Source organism: Acidovorax sp. 35-64-16 (assembly GCF_002281195.1).
Lineage (GTDB): Bacteria > Pseudomonadota > Gammaproteobacteria > Burkholderiales > Burkholderiaceae_C > Acidovorax > Acidovorax defluvii.
Window position 1 is genome coordinate 1 of sequence record NZ_NCFM01000019.1, and the last position, 20,675, is coordinate 20,675.

Consider the following 20,675-nt stretch of genomic DNA (forward strand, 5'->3'; position numbering starts at 1 on the left):
CAAGCTGCTGACCATGCTCAACGCCATGGTCAGAACCGGCAAACCTTGGGACGCATCGCTTCATAGTGCTTGACTTTGAAGACGGTTACTCAGGGGGTTGTCACCCCATTTCAGCGCACGCCGCCCGTGATGTAGTGCTCGAGCTGCTCGATGATGAACTGCTGCTCGGAAATGATGTCCTTGACCAGGTCACCGATGGAGATCAGCCCCACCAGCCTGGCGCCGTCGACCACCGGCAGGTGGCGCAGGCGGTTTTCGGTCATGAGCGCCATGCACTCCTGGCTGGTCTGGGTGGGGCGCACATACATCACGTCGGCGGTCATGACATCCCGCACCAGCGTGGCTGCGGACGTGCGCCCCAGCAGGGCGATCTTGCGGGCGTAGTCGCGCTCGGTGACGATGCCCACAATGGTTTCGCCCTCCATGACCAGCAGGGCCCCGATGCGTTTTTCGGCCATGCGCTGGAGCGCATCCAGCACTGAGTCTCCGGGTGCGATGGCATGGACGGTGTTGTCGCTCTTGGATTTGAGAATGTCAGCAACGGCAGTCATAAGGGACCTCGATAAAAAATGGTGGGCGAACGCCAAAGAGTTTCAACGCATCCTGCCTTGCGCGCAACACCGCCATGGCAAGGGGCCTGTTGTGCGGCAACTGGCACCACCGCAGTGCCCCATTGCGCCGCAAAACATTTTTTTGGTCAAATAAGGCTCTAGCGCTTTTCCATAAAGCGCTGATAGCTATTAAAAACAGAGCGAATCACGCGCCACCTCAGCGCCGACCACCCAGCAGGCCGCCGCCGATCTTGAGCAGGTCGCCCAGCCCCACTTGGCCGTCGCCATCCTGATCGAGCAGGCTGCCCAGCAAACCACCACCCAGGCCCCCTTGCTGCTGCACGCGCGCCTGCTCCTGGCCCAGCACCTGGCCCAGGCCGCCGGCGTCCATGCCGCCCGAGCTCATGCGCTGTGCCAAAAACGACATCACGATGGGCGCCAGCATCTGCAGCAACTGCCCGGCATTGGAGCCCAGCCCCGTGGCCTGGCCCAGGCCGGTCTCGGCACGTTGCTGGTTGCCCCCAAAAATGTGGCCCAGGATGGCCGCGCCATCGGGCTGGCCGCCCCCCGCGCTGCCGCCGCCGCCCAGCAGCGAACCGAGCAGGCCGCCCAGATCAGGGCTGCCGCTGTGGTCGCGCTGCAATGCGCCAAAAAGGTCCATGGCGCCCTGGGGCTGGGCTGCATTGCGCCCCAGCGTGCCCAGCAGCAACGGCAGGGCCGCGCCCACGGCGTCCTGGGTCTGCGCGGGGCTGGTGCCCAGTTGCTGCGCCATTTGCTGCAGCGGGGCGCCCTGAAGCTGGGCCATCAGTTCATCAACAAGGGAGGCGGGGGAGTTCATGGCGTGCATCCTTTCAAATCAATGCGTGGGCCACCGGGCCCAGCTGACATGTTAGGCCCAACGGGTGACTTTGGAATGAACGGAGCCCTGGTAAGCCGGGCACCTTGGCCGGGTTTCAAGGCCCCGGACCAGCAGCTGCGGCAAGTTGTGCGATGGCGGGCGGTCGTTGCACACCCGTAACCCGCGCAACCCGCGCGCCCCGCACAACCGGGCGCCGCTGCGGCGGCCATCCGGGGCCACCGCCACGGCCCACATGGGGGCGACCGCACTGGCCGGCACATCCACCCCTGCCACATCGCGCGATACCCTGTGGCACCCGGGGCTTCCATGCCCCCTCGCCTTTTGCGTCAGAATGTTTCGCAACCCAAGACTGCGCGCGCCCATGACCCCTCTTTTCCCAGACCACCTGCCTGCCGCCACGCTGCTGCCCCGCTCTACTCCCCCAAAGCCCTGCCGTTCACCACGCAGGCTGGCCTTGGCCGCCGCTGCCGGGCTGGCATTGCTGGTGGGCGCGTGCTCTGACAAGGCTGCGCCCGCAGCGTCCAGCGGCCCGGTGGAAGTGGGCGTGGTCACCCTTCAGTCCGAGCGCCAGACCGTGACCACCGAATTGCCCGGACGCACCAGCGCCTTCCTGAGCGCTGAGATCCGCCCCCAGGTGGGCGGCATCGTGCAGCAGCGGCTGTTCACCGAAGGTGCGCAGGTCAAGGCCGGCCAGGCGCTTTACCAGCTCGATGCCTCGGGCTTCCAGGTGGCGCTGGCCAGCGCCGAGGCCCTGGTGGCCAAGGCACAGGCCGGTGTGGGCACGGCCGAGGTCAACGCCCGGCGCAACGCCGAGCTGGTCAAAATCGACGCCATCAGCCGGCAGGTGTATGACGACAGCCAGGCCGCCGTGGTGCAGGCCCGCTCCGACCTGGCCGTTGCCCGCGCCGCGCTGGACAACGCCCGCATCAACCTGGGCTACACCCGCATCAAGGCGCCCATTTCGGGCCGCACCACCACCTCCACCGTCACGCCCGGCGCACTGGTCACCGCCAACCAGACCGCCGCGCTCACCACCATCTCGCAGCTCGATCCGCTGTATGTGGATGTCACACAGTCCAGCACCGAGGTGCTGCGCCTCAAAAGCGACCTGGCGCGCGGGCGCATACAGAAAAGCGGCCAGGCCGAAGCGCCCATCACCCTGCAACTGGAAGACGGCAGCCGCTACCCCCACCCCGGCAAGCTGCAGTTTGCGGGCGTGAGCGTGAACCCCGGCACCGGCGCCGTGACGCTGCGCGCCGTGGTGCCCAACCCCGACGGCCTGCTCATGCCCGGCATGTATGTGCGCGCCATTCTGGAAACCGGCATCAACGCGCAGGCGCTGCTGGTGCCCCAGCAAGGGGTGAACCGCGACACCGCAGGCAACGCCAGCGTGTTGCTGGTCAACGCACAAGGCAAGATCGAACGGCGCAAGGTTGTGGTGGAAACGGCCGTAGGCAACCGCTGGTTGGTGGGCAGCGGGCTGGCGGCCGGCGACCGCGTGGTGGTGGAGGGCTTTCAGCGTATCAAGCCCGGCGACACGGTGAAGCCGACCGAGGTGGTGGCCAAGCCAATGGCTGCCGCGGGTGCCACAGCAGCGCCTGCAGCGCCGGCTGCATCCGCCGCATCGGCTGCGCGCTGAGGGCCGGCCCGCCATGGCACAGTTTTTCATCAACCGCCCCATCTTTGCGTGGGTCATCGCCATCATCATCATGCTGGCCGGCGCCATGTCCATCAAGACATTGCCGCTGGAGCAATACCCCAACATTGCGCCGCCGCGCGTGTCGATCAGCGCCAACTACACCGGCGCATCGGCCAAAACCGTGGAAGACTCGGTCACGCAGGTAATCGAGCAGCAGCTCAAGGGGCTGGACAACCTGATCTACATGGGCTCGACCAGCGACGCCTCGGGCAGCTCGCGCACCACGCTCACCTTCAATGCCGGCACCAACATCGACGTGGCCCAGGTGCAGGTGCAAAACAAGCTGCAGCAGGCCATGTCGCGCCTGCCGCCGGCCGTGCAAAGCCGTGGCGTCACCGTCACCAAGGGCGGCAACGACTACCTGATGATCATCACCTTCACCTCGCCCGACCCCAGCGTGTCGCAGGTGGACATTGGTGACTACATCGCCAGCAACCTCGTGGACGTGATCAGCCGCATTGACGGCGTGGGCGACGTGCTCACACTGGGCACCGGCTACGCCATGCGCGTGTGGCTCGATCCGGGCAAGCTCGAAAAATACGCGCTCATGCCGTCAGACATCGGCAGCGCCATCAATGCGCAGAACGCGCAGGTATCGGCAGGCCAGCTGGGGGCCCTGCCCGCCGTGGGCGAGCAGCAGCTCAATGCCACCATCACCGCGCGCAGCAAGCTGCAAACCAAGGAAGAGTTCGAGCAGATCGTTCTCAAGTCCACCACCGACGGCGCCGCCGTGCGCCTGAAAGACGTGGCGCGCATCGAGCTGGGCGCAGAAAACCTCACCATCACCTCGCGCCTGAACGGCCAGCCCGGCGCCAGCATGGGCGTGGTGCTGTCCGACAGTGCCAACGCCATGGCCGTGGCCACTGCCGTCAACGCCAAGATCGCCGAGCTGCAGCCGTTCTTTCCCTACCAGCTCAAACCCTTTACCAGCTACGACACCACGCCGTTCGTCAGCGCCTCTATCGAAGAAGTGGTCAAGGCCCTGCTCGAAGCCATGGTGCTGGTGGTGCTGGTCATGTACATCTTTTTGCAGAACTTCCGCGCCACGCTGATTCCGGCCATTGCCGTGCCGGTCGTGCTGTTGGGCACCTTTGGTGTGCTGTCGGCAGCCGGTTATTCGATCAACACGCTGACCATGTTCGGCATGGTGCTGGCCATCGGCCTGCTGGTGGACGACGCCATCGTGGTGGTGGAAAACGTCGAGCGCGTGATGAGCGAAGAAGGCCTGTCCCCTAAAGAGGCCACGCGCAAGTCGATGGCCGAAATCACCCCGGCCCTGGTGGGCATTGCACTCACGCTGTCGGCGGTGTTCATCCCCATGGCGTTTTTTGGCGGCTCCACCGGGGTGATCTACCGGCAGTTTTCCATCACCATCGTGTCGGCCATGGTGCTGTCGGTGCTGGTAGCCCTCACGCTCACGCCCGCGCTGTGCGCCACCTTGCTCAAGCCCATTGCCAAGGGCCAGCACAGTCCCCATGGCGCGCCCCGCAAGGGCATTGCGGGCTGGATTGACCGCTTTTTTGTGGGCTTCAACCGCCGCTTTGACCGTTCGGCCGACAGCTACCAGCGCGGCGTGGGTGGCGTGGTGCGCCGGGGCAAACGCATGATGCTGGTGTATGTGCTGATCTGCGCGGGCATGGCGGTGCTGTTTTTGCGCCTGCCCACGTCGTTCTTGCCCAATGAAGACCAGGGCGCCATATCGGTGCAGATCACGCTGCCGCCAGGCTCGTCCAACGCACGGCTGCAGGCCGTGATGGCGCAGGTGCAAAAGTATTTTGCGGCCCAGCCCGATGTGGTCAGCTTCAACTCGATCACTGGTTCGGGTGGTGACCAGAGCTCGGCGCGCGGCTTTGTGCGGCTGACCAACTGGAGCCAGCGCACACGCCCCGACCAGAGCGCCGACGCCATTGCGCGCAAGGCCACCAAGGACCTGGCCGCCATCCGCGATGCGCGCATTTTCGTGCTGTTGCCGCCCGCCGTGCGCGGGCTGGGGGCCAATGCGGGCTTCAATTTTCAGCTCAAGGATTTGAACGGCCTGGGCCACGATGCGCTGGTGGCCGCGCGCGACAAGGTGCTCGAACTGGCCGCCAAGCGCCCCGAGCTGAGCAACACGCGCAGCACCAACCTCGACGACACCGCGCAGCTGGGCGTGGACATTGACGACAGCAAGGCCGGCGCACTGGGCCTGGCCACGGTGGACGTGAACAACACCCTGTCGAGCGCGCTGGGCGGCACCTATGTGAATGACTTTCTCAACAAGGGGCGCGTGAAGCGGGTTTACATGCAGGGCGACGCGCCGTTTCGCATGCTGCCGCAGGACGTGGGCCCCTGGACGGTGCGCAACAACCAGGGGCAGATGGTGCCGTTCTCGGCGTTTTCGAGCACCCGCTGGACCTATGGCTCACCCCAGTTGCAGCGCTACAACGGCAGCCCGAGCTACGAGTTCGTGGGCAGTGCGGCGGCGGGCGTGAGCTCGGGCGTGGCCATGGCGGCGGTTGAAGACATCATGAAGGAAATGCCCGCGGGCATTGGCTACGAATGGACCGGCGCCTCGTTTCAAGAGCGGCTGTCGGGCTCGCAGGCGCCGCTGCTGTATGCGGTATCGATTCTGTTTGTGTTTCTGTGCCTGGCCGCACTCTACGAAAGCTGGTCGGTGCCGTTTTCGGTGATTCTGGTGGTGCCGCTGGGCATTGTCGGCGCGCTGCTGGGCATCGGGTTTCGCGGGCTTTCCAACGACGTGTACTTTCAGGTGGGCCTGCTCACCACAGTGGGGCTGTCGTCCAAGAATGCCATTTTGATCGTGGAATTTGCCACCCAGTTGCAAGAGCGCGGCCGCAGCGTGCTCGATGCCACCCTGGAAGCCGTGCGCCTGCGGCTGCGGCCCATTTTGATGACCTCGCTGGCGTTCGGCTTCGGTGTGTTGCCCCTGGCGCTGGGCAGCGGCGCCGGTGCCGGTGGCCGCCAGGCCATTGGCACCGCCGTGCTGGGCGGCATGGTGTCGGCCACCGTGCTGGGCATCTTTTTTGTGCCGGTGTTCTTTGTCCTGATTCGCGGTTACTTTGCCGAGCGCAAGGCAAAGCAGACTGCCAGCGAAACCGGAGCCGCCGCATGAGCCGCATCCCCCTGATCGCCCCCCGCCGCACCGTGGTGCGCGCCACCGCCGCCAGCGCACTGGCATTGCTGGCGCTGGCTGGCTGCACCAGCCTGGCGCCCGACTATGCGCGTCCCATGCTGCCCGTGCCCGCCACGCTGAACGGCACGAACGGCCCAAACGGGTCTGAGGGCACCGCGCTGGCGCCCGAGACCGGCCCCATGGGCTGGCAGGAATTTTTGCAGGAGCCGCGCCTGCGCGAACTGGTGGCGCTGGCGCTGCAAAACAACCGCGACCTGCGCGTGGCGGTGCTGGCCATCGAGAAGGCCCGCGCGCAATACGGCGTGGAGCAGTCCAGCCGGTTTCCTGCCGTGGGCGCCACCGCCGCGGGCAACCGCACGCGCACGGCCGATGACCTGAACACCAGCGGCCGCTCGCCCACCAGCAGCCAGTACAGCGCGCAGCTTGGCTTCAGCAGCTACGAGATCGATTTTTTTGGCCGCGTAAAGAACCTCAACGAGGCTGCGCTGCAAGAGTTTTTGCGCACCACCGAGAACCGCCGCAGCGTGCAGCTGAGCCTGGTGGCCGAGGTGGCCAACGCCTGGCTCACCCTCGACGCCGATGGCCGGCGCCTGCAACTGGCGCAAGACACCCTGCGCAGCCGCCAGAAGTCATACGAACTGACAGAACGCAGCCATGCCCTGGGCGCCGCCTCGGGCCTGACGCTGGCGCAAGCCCAGACGACGGTGGACACCGCCCGCGCCGACGTGGCCGCCTTCACCAGCCAGGTGGCGCGCGACCGCAATGCGCTGGCCCTGCTGGCGGGCGCGCCGGTGCCTGCGGCCCTGCTGCCCGACGGGGCGAACCCCGGGGCCACGGCCTCCCCTGCCCAGGCTGCGTCGGCATCGGCATCGGTGGCACCCGCCCCCAGCCTTGCCACACCCGCCGCCACCTTGCTGGCGGTGCCGGGCGACCTGCCCTCGTCGGTGCTGCTCAACCGCCCCGATGTGCGCGCCGCCGAATACACGCTGCGCGGCGCTTACGCCAGCATTGGCGCGGCCCGTGCCGCGTTTTTCCCCAGCATCACGCTCACGGCGTCGGCGGGCACCGCCAGCAATGCGCTGTCGGGCCTGTTTGACGGCGGCAACGGCACCTGGAGCTTTGCGCCACAGATCCGCCTGCCCATCTTTGATGCGGGCCGCAACCGCGCCAACCTCCAGATCGCCGAAACCGCGCGCGACACGGCCCTGGCCCAGTACGACAAGGCCGTGCAAACCGCGTTCCGCGAGGTGGCCGATGCGCTGGCAGAGCGCGCCACGCTGGCCGAGCGCCTGCAGGCCCAGCAATCGCTGCAGGCGGCCACCCTGAAGGCGCTGCAGCTGTCCCAAGCGCGCTACCGGCTGGGCGCCGACAGTTACCTGCCCGTGCTGGACGCCCAGCGCGCGCTTTACAGCGCGCAGCAGACACTGATCGGGCTGGCACTGGCCGAGCAGGCCAACCGGATCACGCTGTACAAGGTGCTGGGTGGCCGCTGGATCGACACCACCCCGGGTGACAGCACCGCAACGCCCGGCCCCTGAAAGGGTGCGCAATGCAGCGCCCGCGCACCAAGCCGGCTTTGCCGCGCTGCTCTGCACCATCGCCTTCAGCGCCGCCAGCGGCGCAGCAACTGCCGCAGCCGACGAGCTGCAAGCGCTCCCGCAAACCCGGTCGATCTATGTAGAGGCCGGGTATACCGACCACGGCGGCCCGACCACGCGCACACGCACCGTGGGCTTGCGCGTGCCCCTGCAGTATTCGTGGTGGCAAGGGCGCATCCGCACGCACCTGGATGTGTATCTGAGCGACTGGGCCTCCACGGCCGCACCGCCGGCGCGCCGCCACAACACCCAGCTGGGCGTGGTGCCCATGGCTCGCTACCGTTTTGCAGACGGGCAATCGCCCTGGTTTGTGGAGGGCGGCATTGGCCTGTCGTACCTGAAGGCCACGCACCACACGCCCAACGGCCACTTTGGCAGCCGCTGGAATTTCAGCGACCATCTCGGCCTGGGGCGCAACTTTGGTGCACAGCGGCAGCACGAGGTCAGCCTGCAGGCCAAGCACGTATCCAACGCCGGGCTGCGCAAGCCCAACCCGGGGGAAACGTTTGTGCAGATCCGCTACGCCCACCGGTTTTAAACGCACAGCCCACCGGTTTCCATCTGGCGGCTGCGAGCACTCGCTCGCGCCTGGTCGGCCACCCGTCGACCGAATGGACCGAATGAACCGACGAGCGTGTCATCAATCCTCCACAGGCCGCGAGCTTGCAAACACGCTGGAACGGCGCACGCACCAAGCTGGCCCATCCGCTTGTGCGGCTTGCACTGGCAAGGCCAACCGTTTCGTTGACTGCTATTTATTTGATAGCTAATAGCGCTTGATAAATAAGCGCTAGAGCCATTTTTTACTTAAAACCACCATCTTTGCCACCTTTGGCACAGGTTTTGCATCACCCTGTGTGCGGCCACGATAGGCCGCATGTTCGGCCCGGTGCAATGGCGGATTGGGCTGACGAAGACGATGGCGTCCCTGCGAGTGTGTTGGCTACCCGGCCAGCCCACCGTGCGGACGCCTTTTTGTTTTTCCGAAACGCCTACGGGGGTCACGATGAAAAAATCCAGGCTGGTGATGGTGGGAAATGGCATGGCCGGCGTTCGCTCGCTCGAAGAGCTGCTGAAGATAGCGCCCGACCTTTACGACATCACGGTATTTGGTGCAGAGCCGCACCCCAACTACAACCGCATTTTGCTGTCGCCCGTGCTGGCCGGCGAGCAGACCATCGACGAGATCATCCTGAACGACTGGCAGTGGTATGCCGACAACCACATCACGCTGCACACGGGTTTCACCGTGACCGACGTGGACCGTGTGCGCCGCATCGTGCACGCCACCAGTGCAACGGGCGAGACCATCACCGCCGAATACGACCGCCTCATCATGGCCACGGGCTCCAACCCGTTCATCCTGCCCATCCCCGGCAAAGAGCTCCAAGGCGTGCTGGCCTACCGCGACATTGCCGACACGCAGGCCATGATCGACGCTGCCGCCACCTACAAACATGCGGTGGTCATCGGCGGCGGCCTGCTGGGCCTGGAGGCCGCCAACGGCCTCATGAAGCGCGGCATGCAGGTCACCGTGGTGCATGTGGGCGACTGGCTGATGGAGCGCCAGCTCGACGATGTGGCCGGCAAGATGCTGCAAAAGTCGCTGGCCGAGCGCGGCATGCAGTTTTTGATGGGCGCACAAACGCAGGAGCTGGTGGGCAAAGCCGAAGGCCGCGTGGCCGCCGTCAAGTTCAAGGACGGCACCGAGGTGCCCGCCGACCTGGTGGTGATGGCCGTGGGCATACGCCCTAACACCGCACTGGCTGAAAAAATGCGCCTGCACGTCCACCGCGGCATCGTGGTGAGTGACACGCTGCAGACCACCACCGACGCGCGCATCTACGCCGTGGGCGAATGTGCTGCGCACCGGGGCATTGCGTATGGACTGGTGGCACCGCTGTTCGAGCAGGGCAAGGTGCTGGCGAATCACCTGGCGGAGTTCGGCATTGGCCGCTACCAGGGCTCGCTGACATCGACCAAGCTCAAGGTCACGGGCATTGATCTGTTCAGCGCAGGCGACTTCCAGGGCGGCGAGGGCACCGAAGAGATTGTCATGAGCGACCCGAGCGGCGGCGTCTACAAAAAGCTCGTGCTCAAGGACGACAAGCTCGTGGGCGCCTGCCTGTATGGCGACACGGTGGACGGCAGCTGGTATTTCAAGCTGCTGCGCGACGGCCGCACGGTGAACGACATCCGCGACAAGCTGATGTTTGGCGAATCCAACATGGGTGACGCCGGCCACCAGGGCCAGAACAAGGCCGCCGCCATGGCGGACACCGACGAAGTGTGCGGCTGCAACGGTGTGACCAAGGGCGCCATCTGCAAGGCCATCAAGGAAAAAGGCCTGTTCACGCTGGATGAAGTGCGCAAGCACACCAAGGCCAGCGCCAGCTGCGGTTCGTGCACCGGGCTGGTCGAGCAGATCATCATGTTCACCGCCGGTGGCGACTATTCGGCCACGCCCAAGACCAAGGCCATGTGCGGCTGCACCGACCACGGCCACCAGGCGGTGCGCGATGCGATCCGCACCAACAAGCTGCTTTCCATCGCAGATGTGTTCTCGTTTCTCGAATGGAAAACGCCCAACGGCTGCGCCAGCTGCCGCCCGGCCGTCAACTATTACCTCATCAGCACCTGGCCCAAGGAAGCCAAGGACGACCCGCAAAGCCGCGCCATCAATGAACGCAGCCACGCCAACATCCAAAAGGACGGCACCTACAGCGTGATCCCGCGCATGTGGGGCGGGGAGACCACAGCCGACGAACTGCGCCGCATTGCCGACGTGGTGGACAAGTACCACATCCCCACCGTCAAGGTCACCGGTGGCCAGCGCATTGACCTCTTGGGTGTGAAGAAGGAAGACCTGGTCAACGTGTGGAAGGACATAGGCATGCCCAGCGGCCACGCCTATGCCAAGGCCCTGCGCACCGTCAAGACCTGCGTGGGCAGCGAGTGGTGTCGCATGGGCACGCAGGACAGCACGCAAATGGGCAAGGACATGGAGCGCGCCATGTGGCGCATGAATGCACCGCACAAGGTGAAGTTTGCCGTGAGCGGTTGCCCGCGCAACTGTGCCGAGGCCGGCATCAAGGACGTCGGAATCATCGGCGTGGAAAGCGGCTGGGAGATGTATGTGGCCGGCAACGGCGGCATCAAGACCGAGGTGGCGCACTTTTTCACCAAGCTCAAGACCGCCGAGGAAGTGCTGGAGTACACCGGCGCGTTTTGCGAGCTGTACCGCCAGGAAGGCTGGTACCTGGAGCGCACCGTGCACTACGTGAACCGCGTGGGCCTGGACTATGTGAAAAAACGCATTCTGCAAGACCCCGAAGGCCGCAAGGCGCTGTGGGAGCAGCTGCAGTTTGCGCTGGATGGCGAGCCCGACCCGTGGTTCGACTTTGACAAGGCGGCAGTGGACCAGCGCCAGTTCATCCCGATCTCCGTGGCCTGACCAGTTTTTTATATCAAAAGTGCCTGAAACGCTTTACCCAAAAGCGCAAGCAGCTACAAAAGGAATAGCAATGACCGAATGGACCTCCATCTGCCGCGTGGACGATATCCCCGTGCTGGGCTCGCGCCGCGTGGCACGCGCCCAGGGCCTGGACGTAGCCGTGTTTCGCAACACCTCGAACGAGGTGTTTGCCTTGCTCGACCGCTGCCCGCACAAGGGCGGCCCGCTGAGCCAGGGCATCGTTTTTGGCACCAGCGTGGCCTGCCCCATGCACAACTGGACCATTGGCCTGTGCGACGGCCAGGCCGCCGCCCCCGACGAGGGCTGCACGCCCAAGTTTCAGGTGCGGGTGGAAGACGGCACCGTGCTGCTCAACACCCACGAACTGGCCCACCACGCCCTGAGCGAAACGCGCCCCATCGCAGGGCCGCAGCGGCGCACGCCAGCCACCCCGGCGGCGTGATTTTGCGCACCCCGCGCCCACTTCACGCCCACCCAACGGCTTGCCACGCACCGCGTGCAAGCCGTATCCAAAGCACCTTGGCACCGCTGCCAGACAGACCACAGAAAGAAACCCATGGCCTATCTTGTCCCCTCCGAATTCGTCACCAAAATGGTGGACGCCGGCGAATCCAAAATCTACATGTCCACCCGGGACACCCTGATCCGCGCCTACATGGCGGGCGCCATCCTGGCGCTGGCGGCGGTGTTTGCCGTCACGGCCACCGTCATGTCGGGCTCTGCACTGGTGGGCGCCATCCTGTTCCCGGTGGGCTTTTGCATGCTCTACCTGCTGGGCTTTGACCTGTTGACCGGCGTGTTCGTGCTGACGCCGCTGGCCTGGCTGGACAAGCGCCCGGGCGTCACCATCAAGGGCATCCTGCGCAACTGGGGCCTGGTGTTTACCGGCAACTTCCTGGGCGCGCTGACCGTCGCCTTCATGATGTCGTTTATCTTCACCTATGGCTTTTCGGTGGCACCCAACGAAATCGGCACAAAAATCGGCCACATCGGCGAGGCGCGCACCCTGGGCTACGCCCAATACGGCCTGATGGGCTGGCTCACCATCTTCATTCGCGCCATGCTGTGCAACTGGATGGTGTCCACGGGCGTGGTGGGCGCCATGATCTCCACCACCGTCAGCGGCAAGGTCATTGCGATGTGGATGCCCATCATGCTGTTTTTTGCCATGACCTTCGAGCACTCGGTGGTGAACATGTTCCTGTTCCCCTCGGGCCTGATGATGGGCGGCAACTTCTCGATCGTTGACTACCTGATCTGGAACGAAATCCCCGTGGTGCTGGGCAATCTGGTGGGTGGTCTGGCCTTTACCGGCCTGACGCTGTACGCCACCCACATCAAGACCGGCCCAAAACGCAAGCTCGCCTGATCGCCCGCCGAAACCGCCAGGTGCCCACACGGCAATGCACCTGGCGTTTCGACCCCGGCACGTCCAATCTGCAACCCTGAATCCGACATCCTGAACGAATGGCGCGCCAATGAGCGACACCCTGAAAGTAAGCATTGGCCAGCACTCTGACAAGGGCTGCAAGGAGGTCAACCAGGACTTTCACGGCGCCTGCGTGCCACAGGGGCTGGCACTGGCCGCCAAGGGGGTGGTGGTGGCACTGGCCGATGGCATCAGCAGCAGCGATGTCAGCCAGATCGCCAGCGCCGCCGCGGTGCACGGGCTGCTGCAGGACTATTACTGCACCTCCGAGGCCTGGAGCGTCAAGCGCTCGGCACAGTGCGTGCTGGCGGCCACCAACTCGTGGCTGCACGCCCAAACCCAGCGCAGCCCCTACCGCTTTGACAAAGACCGGGGCTATGTCTGCACCCTCAGCGCGCTGATTGTCAAATCCGCCACCGCACACCTGTTTCATGTGGGTGACACCCGCATCTACCGGGTGCAGGGCAAGGCGCTGGAGCAGTTGACCGAAGACCACCGGGTGCGCCTGTCGGCCGAGCAAATCTACCTGGGCCGCGCGCTCGGCGTTCAGCCGCAGCTGGAGGTGGATTACCGGGCCCTGCCGGTAGAGCCCGCAGACACCTTTGTGCTGACCACCGATGGCGTGCATGAACATGTCAGCGCCAGCTTCATCACGCAGGCCATTGAAGCCCACGCCACCGATCTGGACCAGGCCGCCCGCGCCATCGTGGACGAAGCCCTGCGCTGCGGCAGCGACGACAACCTGACCATTCAGATCGTGCGCATTGATGCGCTGCCCCAACAGGACGCCAGCGAACTGCAACGCCAGCGGGCCACGCTGCAGTTGCCGCCCGTGCTGGAACCCCGCGCCATGCTCGACGGCTACCAGATCGTGCGCGAGCTGCACGGCAGCCACCGCAGCCACGTCTACCTGGCCATCGACACCGACAGCGGGCAAAAAGCGGTGCTCAAAACGCCCTCGATCGACCTGCAGGACAACGCCGCCGGCCTCGACCGTTTTCTGATGGAAGAATGGATTGCGCGGCGCATTCACAGCCCCCATGTGCTGCAGCCCGCCCCTGCGGGGCGCAAGCGCGAGTACCTGTATGTGGCCATGGAATACGTGCAGGGCCAGACACTGGCCCAGTGGATGATTGACCACCCCAGGCCCGAACTGTCGGTGGTGCGCGACATCGTGGACCAGATCGCACGCGGCCTGCAGGCCTTTCACCGCATGGAGATGCTGCACCAGGACCTGCGGCCCGAAAACATCATGATCGACACCTCGGGCACCGTGAAGATCATTGACTTTGGCTCGGTCCACGTCGCCGGCCTGGCCGAAAACGCGGTGCCCGTTGCCGACGATGGCGTTCCGGGCACCTTGCAATACGCAGCCCCCGAATACTTTCTGGGCGAGCCGGGCACGCCGCAATCGGACCTGTTCTCGCTGGGCGTCATCACCTACCAGATGCTCACCGGGCGGCAACCCTATGGCACGCAGGTGGCCGGGATTCGCACCCGGGCGGCCCTGATGAAGCTGCACTACGCCAGCGCGCTGGACGAACACCGCGCCATTCCGGCCTGGATGGATGCCGTGCTGCGGCGTGCGGTGCACCCCAACCCGCTCAAAAGGCAGGAAGCGTTGTCCGAGTTTGTGCACGACCTGCGGCAGCCCAGCGCTGCCTACTTGGGCCGCGCACGCCCTGCGCTGTATGAGCGCAACCCGATGGTGTTCTGGCGCGCCATTGCGCTCGTTCTGGGTGTCACCGTGGTGGCGTTGCTGGCGGTGATTCAGCACCTGCGCTGACACCACCGCTCCCGGCACGGCCCGGCACATGCCCGGCACATGCCCATTGGCTGGCCCGCATCACTTTCACACGCCTGCTTCACCACGGCACGGCTTCGCGCCCGCCCACGCAAACCTCCCGCTCTGGAGCGCCCCGTTGCACCAGGCTGGTGCCAGCCTTGCGTCCGTGCCCCATCCGGATCGTGTCAAGGCCGGTGTCAGGCGCCACGCGGGCTGGCACATGTATTGCGTTGCATGTGCGAGGGCCCGGCAGGGGCCTGTGAACCCGGGGTGCAATGGCGCAGTCTGGGGGCACACAGACGAAGGCGTCTGCACCTGCGGTTTCCAAACCTCGAAGCCGCAGTGTGTAGACGCCTGCTTTTTTTTGAGATTTGCCTTGGGAGCTGTGATGAGAAATTTCATGCAAGCGATGTGGGAAACCAGCGTACTGGCGTCTGCCCTCACCACCAGCACATTGTCACTATAAAAACAATAGCTACTAGCGCTTGATACATAAGCACTTGACCCAAAAAAGACCCCAAAAACACACAAAACTCCACGCCATGCAAGTAACCAAATCCACCTGCCCTTACTGCGGCGTTGGCTGCGGCGTGATCATCGAAAGCCACGGCCCCCAGATCACCGGCGTGCGCGGCGATCCCACCCATCCTGCCAACTTCGGTCGCCTGTGCACCAAGGGCTCCACCCTGCACCTCACCGCCAGCAGCCCCATCACGCTGCAGACTCGCTTGCTGCAGCCCCTGCGCCGCGCGCAACGTGGCGATGCGCCCCAGCCACTGTCGTGGGACGCCGCCCTGGGCCTGGTCACCGAAAAATTTGCCGACATCATCCAGCGCCACGGCCCCAACGCCGTGGGCTTTTATGTCAGCGGCCAGTTGCTCACCGAGGACTACTACGTCTTCAACAAGCTCGCCAAGGGCCTGATCGGCACCAACAACATCGACTCCAACTCGCGCCTGTGCATGAGCAGCGCCGTGGCGGGCTACAAGGCCACGCTGGGTGCCGACGCGCCGCCCGCCTGCTACGACGACGTGAACCACGCACAGTGCCTCTTCATTGTGGGCAGCAACGCGGCCTGGGCGCACCCCATTTTGTTTCGCCGCATCGAAGACGCACGCGCCGCCAACCCGGGCATGAAGGTCATCGTGGCCGACCCGCGCCGCACCGACACCGCCGGCATGGCCGACCTGTTTTTGCCCATCCAGCCGGGCAGCGATGTGATGCTGTTCCACGGCATGCTGCACCTCATGCTGTGGGAGGGCTGGACGGACGCCGAGTACATCGCCGCGCACACCACGGGCTTCGATGAACTCAAGGCCCTGGTGCGTGAAGCCACGCCCGAGCGCGTGGCCCAGGTGTGCGGCATTTCGGTGGCCGACCTGACCACCGCCGCAAGATGGTTTGCGGGCCTTGACGGGCAGGAGGTCGCCACAGGAGCCAGCGGCGCCCCGCAGCGTCGCAAACCCACCCTGAGCCTGTACTGCCAGGGCCTCAACCAGAGCAGCAGCGGCACGGCCAAGAACGCGGCGCTCATCAACCTGCATCTGGCCACGGCGCAGATCGGCAAGCCCGGCGCGGGCCCCTTCAGCCTGACCGGCCAGCCCAACGCCATGGGCGGGCGCGAAGTGGGTGGCATGGCCAATCTGCTCAGCGCCCACCGCGATCTGGCCAACCCGCAGCACCGCGCCGAAGTGGCCGCGCTGTGGGGGGTGGCCGATGTGCCCAGCCAGCCCGGCAAGACGGCGGTCGAGATGTTCCAGGCCGCCGCCGACGGCGAAATCAAGGCCCTGTGGATTGCCTGCACCAACCCCGCGCAGAGCATGCCCGACCAGGCCACGGTGCGCCGCGCGCTGCAGCGGGCCGAGTTTGTGGTGGTGCAAGAGGCCTTTGCCACCGCCGAGACCTGCGCATATGCCGACCTGCTACTGCCCGCCACGACCTGGGGCGAAAAAACCGGCACCGTGACCAACAGCGAGCGCCGCATCTCGCGCGTGCGCACTGCCGTTCCCGCCCCCGGCGAGGCGCGCCACGACTGGGCCATTGCGGTGCAGTTTGCGCACCAGCTGGAGGCGCGCCTGCGTCCCGGCCAGCCCACGCTGTTCCCCTACACCACCGACCACGCCGACCAGGGCGCACAGGCCGTGTGGAACGAACACCGCGAAAGCACACGCGGGCGCGACCTGGACATCACCGGCCTGTCGTGGGCGCTGCTCGAATCTGCCGGCCCCCAGCAATGGCCGTGTCCCGCGGATGCTGCCGGCAGCGGCAATGACGACAACAGCGCAACCACGTTGCCAACCCGAACGCGCGACATCGGCAAGGCCCGTTTGTACGAAGACGGCATCTTCCCCACCGCCGACGGCCGCGCCCGCTTTGCCGCGCACGCCTGGCAGCCCACGGCCGAGCAGCGCGAGTCGCGCTACCCCTTCAGCCTGACCACGGGCCGCCTGCGCGACCAGTGGCACGGCATGACGCGCACCGGCACCCTGGGCCGCCTGTTCGGCCATGTGGCCGAGCCCTGCGTGCAACTGCACCCGCACGACATGGAGCGGCGCCAGCTCAAAAACGGCGACCTCGTGCATGTGACCAGCAAGCGCGGCTCCATCGTGGTGCCCGTGCAGGCCGATGCCACGCTGGGACTGTCGCAGGCCTTCATGGCAATGCACTGGGGCAGCGATTTTTTGAGTGGGTGCTCGTCCACCGGCGAGCGGCTGGCGGGCGTGAATGCGCTCACCACTTCGGCGTTTTGCCCCACCTCCAAACAGCCCGAGCTCAAGCACGCCGCCGTGAAGGTGCTCAAGGCCGAGCTGCCCTGGACCCTGCTGGCCATGGCCTGGTTGCCGGCCGACAGCGCCCAGGACGTGCGCGAGGCGTTGGCCGCACTGATGGCGCAGTTTCCCCTGTTCCAGTTCACGAGCTGCGTGCCCTTTAGCAACAACACGCCCTTGAACGAACCCGGCCGCGAGCGCATGGGCGTGCTGCTGCGCGCCGCCGCCCACGAGCCGCCGCCCGACGCAGTCATTGAACGCATCGAGGCCCTGATAGGCCTGGCCACCGCCGACACCTTGCGCTACGCCGATCAAAAGCGAGGCCAGCGCCGCGCCGCCCGGCTGGTGCGCCACGGCAGCGCCACCATGCTCGAAGCCATCGTGCTGGCAGGCGACACCAGCGCCGAAGGCTGGCTCAAGACCCTGCTGCAGGAAGAGCTGCCCGCCCAAAGCTACGGCCGCCTGCTGCTGGTGCCCGGCGCCAAGGCCCCGGTGGCCGTGCAGTCGCGCGGCAAGCCGGTGTGCACCTGCCTGAACGTGACCGACGCTGCCATCACCACCGAGCTGGCGCAGTGCCACGGTACCGACGCTGACCGCCTGGCGCAACTGCAAGGCAAGCTGCGCTGCGGCACGAACTGCGGCTCGTGCCTGCCCGAGCTCAAGCGCATGGTGCGCAGCACCGGGCCACTGGCGTCCAAGCACATGGCGCAGGCTGCCACATAACCAAGAGTTGCCTGGATTGCGCCAGAATAGCGGCCCACCCTCCTACATCCCCACAACCACCGCACCAGGACTTGTGCAATAGGGCTCCGGCTAGGCATTTTCGGCGCAGACAGTACGCCTGTACGGCAAGCCGAAATAACGACGCTGGAGCCCTATTGCACAAGTCCCGCCACCAAAAAACATGGGCATTAGCCAGTACATCAAAGAAATCGGTCGCGGCCCCCGCGGCTCCAAGCCACTCACGCGCGAGCAGGCGGCAGACCTGTTTGGCCAGCTGCTCGACGGCAACGTGACCGATCTGGAAATCGGCGCCTTCTGCCTGGCCATGCGCATCAAGGGCGAAACGCCCGAGGAAATGTGCGGCTTTCTCGACGCCGCCCACAGCCGGATGGCGCTTTTTCCGGCCAGCGACCGCCCCGTGATCGTGCTGCCCAGCTACAACGGTGCGCGCAAGCTGCCCGTGCTCACGCCGCTGCTGGCGCTGCTGCTGGCGCGCGAGGGGCTGCCCGTGCTGCTGCATGGCATGCGCACCGAGGCGCGCCGCACCCTGGCATCGGATGTGCTGCTGGCGCTGGGCGTTCCCGCCCTCACAGCGCCGGAAAAAATAGCAACCGGCAGCGTGGCCCATATCGAGACCGGGTATCTGCATGCCGCCCTGGCACGCCTGCTGAAGGTGCGCGAGGTGGTGGGACTGCGCAATGCGGGGCACAGCATCGTGAAACTCATGAACCCCTGCGCGGGCCCCGCCGTGGTGGTGACCAGCTACACCCACCCCGAGTATTACGACATGCTGCAGGCCACCTTTGGCGCGCTGCACATGACCGCCCTGCTCTCGCGCGGCCTCGAAGGCGAAGTGGCGACCGACCCGCGCCGCACGCCCCGCTACGATGCCTTCGTGGCCGGCGTGCACCAGCTGCTGCAAGAGCAGCAACCCGGCACCGCAGCCGACGTGCCAGGCCTGCCCACCGAGATCGACATCGACACCACGGCGCGCTACACGCAAGACGTGCTGGACGGCCGCCTGCCCGTGCCGCCAGCGCTGGCGCAGCAGGTGGAACACATCTTGCATCTGGCTGCGCAAACACCACCGCACGCCCCATGAACCCCACCACGCCCCCCACCAGCGCACTGTCGCCCGCCACCCACCTGGGAACCTGCACGCTGGTAGGCGCGGGCCCGGGCGATCCCGAGCTGCTCACCATCAAGGCCCTCAAGGCCATCCAGGCCGCCACCGTGCTGCTGGTAGATGACCTGGTGAGCGACGCCATCGTGGCGCACGCATCGCCCACGGCGCGCATCGTTTACGTGGGCAAGCGCGGTGGCTGCACCAGCACGCCGCAGGCCTTCATCGAAAAGCTGATGCTCATGGCCGTGAGCGAGGGCGAGAACGTGGTGCGCCTCAAGGGCGGCGACCCGTTCATCTTTGGCCGTGGCGGTGAAGAAGTGGAGCACCTGCGTGCCGCCGGGGTGGCGGTCACGGTGATCAATGGCATCACGGCGGGGCTGGCCGGGCTGACCTCGCTGGGCGCCCCGCTCACGCACCGCGAGCATGCGCATGGCGTGGTGTTTGTCACCGGCCACGCCAAACCCGGCGACGCGGGCACCAACTGGCGCCAGCTGGCCGCCACCGCGCGCGAGGCCCGTCTCACGCTGGTGATCTACATGGGCGTAAGCGGTGCGGCCCATATCGGGCAAGAGCTGCTCACCGGCCTGCCGGCCCACACGCCCGTGGCCATCATCCAGCACGCCAGCCTGCCCCACCAGCGCCATGCCATCACCACGCTGGGCCAGCTGCACGCCACCATCGAACGCGAAGGGCTGACCAGCCCCTCGGTGATTGTGGTGGGCGACGTGGTGCGCGGTGTGGCCAGCGTTTCCCAACCTGCCCCCGGCCAGGCCAGCGCCACCCGCCGCACGGGCTGAAGGTCCGCTGCGCAAGGGAATCGGCGCGCCTGCCCGCCAGCGCGCAGGGCTCAGGGCGCTTCAGCCCGCCGGTGCGGGGGTTGGCGCCAAGCGGGCCTGCTCGAAGCGCGCGGCCAGCTCCTTGCGCAGCGATTTGCGCAGCAGTGCAGCGTCCCAGCGGCGGCGTTCGTCGGGCGTAGAAGGCGACAGGGGCGGCACCTTCACCGGCTTGCGCGCCTCGTCCACCGCCACCATCGTGAAAAAGCAGCTGTTCACATGCCGCACCACCTGCGAGCGGATGTCTTCGGCCACCACCTTGATGCCCACCTCCATCGACGACGCGCCCGTGTAGTTGACGCTGGCCAGAAAGGTCACCAGCTCGCCCACATGAATGGGTTGCAAAAACATCACCTGGTCCACGCTGAGGGTGACCACGTAGCAGGCCGAGTAGCGGCTGGCGCACGAATAGGCCACCTGGTCGAGCAGCTTGAGAATCGCCCCGCCATGCACATTGCCCGAAAAATTGGCCATGTCAGGAGACATCAGCACGGTCATGCTGAGTTGGTGTGAGGGGATATTCATGCCAGGATTTTAGAGGGCACCCTGCCCGTGCGGATGCGCAGCCAGCGCCCGCTGCTTCCCCGAGTATCTGAACGCGCCACAGCTGCGCAAAAGCTACACCGTGGCGGTGATACGCAACACCATGCTGGTGGCCATTGCCGTGAATGCTGCGTGCCCAACGGGTTCATACA

14 protein-coding genes are annotated in these 20,675 nt (G+C 65.9%); 11 read left to right on the plus strand and 3 right to left on the minus strand.

Annotation, left to right across the window (positions count from 1 at the left end; all coding sequences use genetic code 11):
- Window positions 1-110: 110 nt before the first annotated feature.
- Together B7Y64_RS12680 and B7Y64_RS12685 are read right to left on the minus strand one after the other, a co-directional pair.
- Complete coding sequence (locus tag B7Y64_RS12680; protein ID WP_024815856.1) at window positions 111-551, minus strand: CBS domain-containing protein; 441 nt, start codon at window positions 549-551, stop codon at window positions 111-113.
- Window positions 552-768: 217 nt separating this feature from the next.
- On the minus strand, window positions 769-1,389 hold the full coding sequence (locus tag B7Y64_RS12685) for a DUF937 domain-containing protein (RefSeq protein ID WP_111867918.1): 621 nt from the start codon (window positions 1,387-1,389) through the stop codon (window positions 769-771).
- A 382-nt stretch (window positions 1,390-1,771) separates the two neighbouring features.
- Here B7Y64_RS12685 and B7Y64_RS12690 point away from each other — a divergent pair, with 382 nt between their 5' ends.
- From B7Y64_RS12690 to cobA, 11 genes are all read left to right on the plus strand, one after another.
- A complete protein-coding gene (locus B7Y64_RS12690) occupies window positions 1,772-3,049 on the plus strand; it encodes an efflux RND transporter periplasmic adaptor subunit (protein ID WP_291327207.1) in 1,278 nt (425 codons plus the stop codon).
- A gap of 13 nt (window positions 3,050-3,062) precedes the next feature.
- Window positions 3,063-6,221 carry an efflux RND transporter permease subunit gene (locus B7Y64_RS12695; RefSeq protein WP_291327205.1) on the plus strand — a complete coding sequence of 1,053 codons (3,159 nt, stop codon included), beginning with the start codon at window positions 3,063-3,065 and terminating at the stop codon, window positions 6,219-6,221.
- Window positions 6,218-7,780 (plus strand): efflux transporter outer membrane subunit, encoded by a 1,563-nt coding sequence (locus tag B7Y64_RS12700; protein ID WP_291327203.1) that lies wholly within the window; start codon window positions 6,218-6,220, stop codon window positions 7,778-7,780. The genes B7Y64_RS12695 and B7Y64_RS12700 overlap by 4 nt, the downstream gene beginning before the upstream one ends.
- Window positions 7,752-8,378: an acyloxyacyl hydrolase gene (locus B7Y64_RS12705; protein ID WP_291327201.1), complete on the plus strand. Its 627-nt coding sequence runs from the start codon at window positions 7,752-7,754 to the stop codon at window positions 8,376-8,378. The genes B7Y64_RS12700 and B7Y64_RS12705 overlap by 29 nt, the downstream gene beginning before the upstream one ends.
- A 468-nt stretch (window positions 8,379-8,846) precedes the next feature.
- Complete coding sequence (gene nirB, locus B7Y64_RS12710) at window positions 8,847-11,294, plus strand: nitrite reductase large subunit NirB (protein WP_291326684.1); 2,448 nt, start codon at window positions 8,847-8,849, stop codon at window positions 11,292-11,294.
- 70 nt (window positions 11,295-11,364) lie between these two features.
- Complete coding sequence (gene nirD / locus B7Y64_RS12715; RefSeq protein WP_024815863.1) at window positions 11,365-11,757, plus strand: nitrite reductase small subunit NirD; 393 nt, start codon at window positions 11,365-11,367, stop codon at window positions 11,755-11,757.
- 114 nt (window positions 11,758-11,871) lie between these two features.
- On the plus strand, window positions 11,872-12,684 hold the full coding sequence (locus B7Y64_RS12720) for a formate/nitrite transporter family protein (RefSeq protein ID WP_024815864.1): 813 nt from the start codon (window positions 11,872-11,874) through the stop codon (window positions 12,682-12,684).
- Between the two features lie 109 nt (window positions 12,685-12,793).
- A complete protein-coding gene (locus B7Y64_RS12725) occupies window positions 12,794-14,530 on the plus strand; it encodes a bifunctional protein-serine/threonine kinase/phosphatase (protein WP_291325900.1) in 1,737 nt (578 codons plus the stop codon).
- A 542-nt stretch (window positions 14,531-15,072) separates the two neighbouring features.
- Entirely contained in the window at window positions 15,073-18,021 is a 2,949-nt protein-coding gene (locus tag B7Y64_RS12730) for a nitrate reductase (protein WP_291329063.1), read from the plus strand.
- 181 nt (window positions 18,022-18,202) lie between these two features.
- Window positions 18,203-19,123, plus strand: a complete 921-nt coding sequence (gene ybiB / locus B7Y64_RS12735; RefSeq protein ID WP_291325904.1) for a DNA-binding protein YbiB — start codon at window positions 18,203-18,205, stop codon at window positions 19,121-19,123.
- The gene (gene cobA / locus B7Y64_RS12740; RefSeq protein WP_291325906.1) at window positions 19,120-19,944 is read left to right on the plus strand and encodes a uroporphyrinogen-III C-methyltransferase; all 825 of its coding nucleotides are present in this window, start codon (window positions 19,120-19,122) and stop codon (window positions 19,942-19,944) included. The genes ybiB and cobA overlap by 4 nt, the downstream gene beginning before the upstream one ends.
- Window positions 19,945-20,004: 60 nt before the next feature.
- On the opposite strand, the gene B7Y64_RS12745 is transcribed toward cobA, so the two are convergent.
- Complete coding sequence (locus B7Y64_RS12745) at window positions 20,005-20,505, minus strand: acyl-CoA thioesterase (protein WP_024815869.1); 501 nt, start codon at window positions 20,503-20,505, stop codon at window positions 20,005-20,007.
- Between the last annotated feature and the right edge of the window lie 170 nt (window positions 20,506-20,675).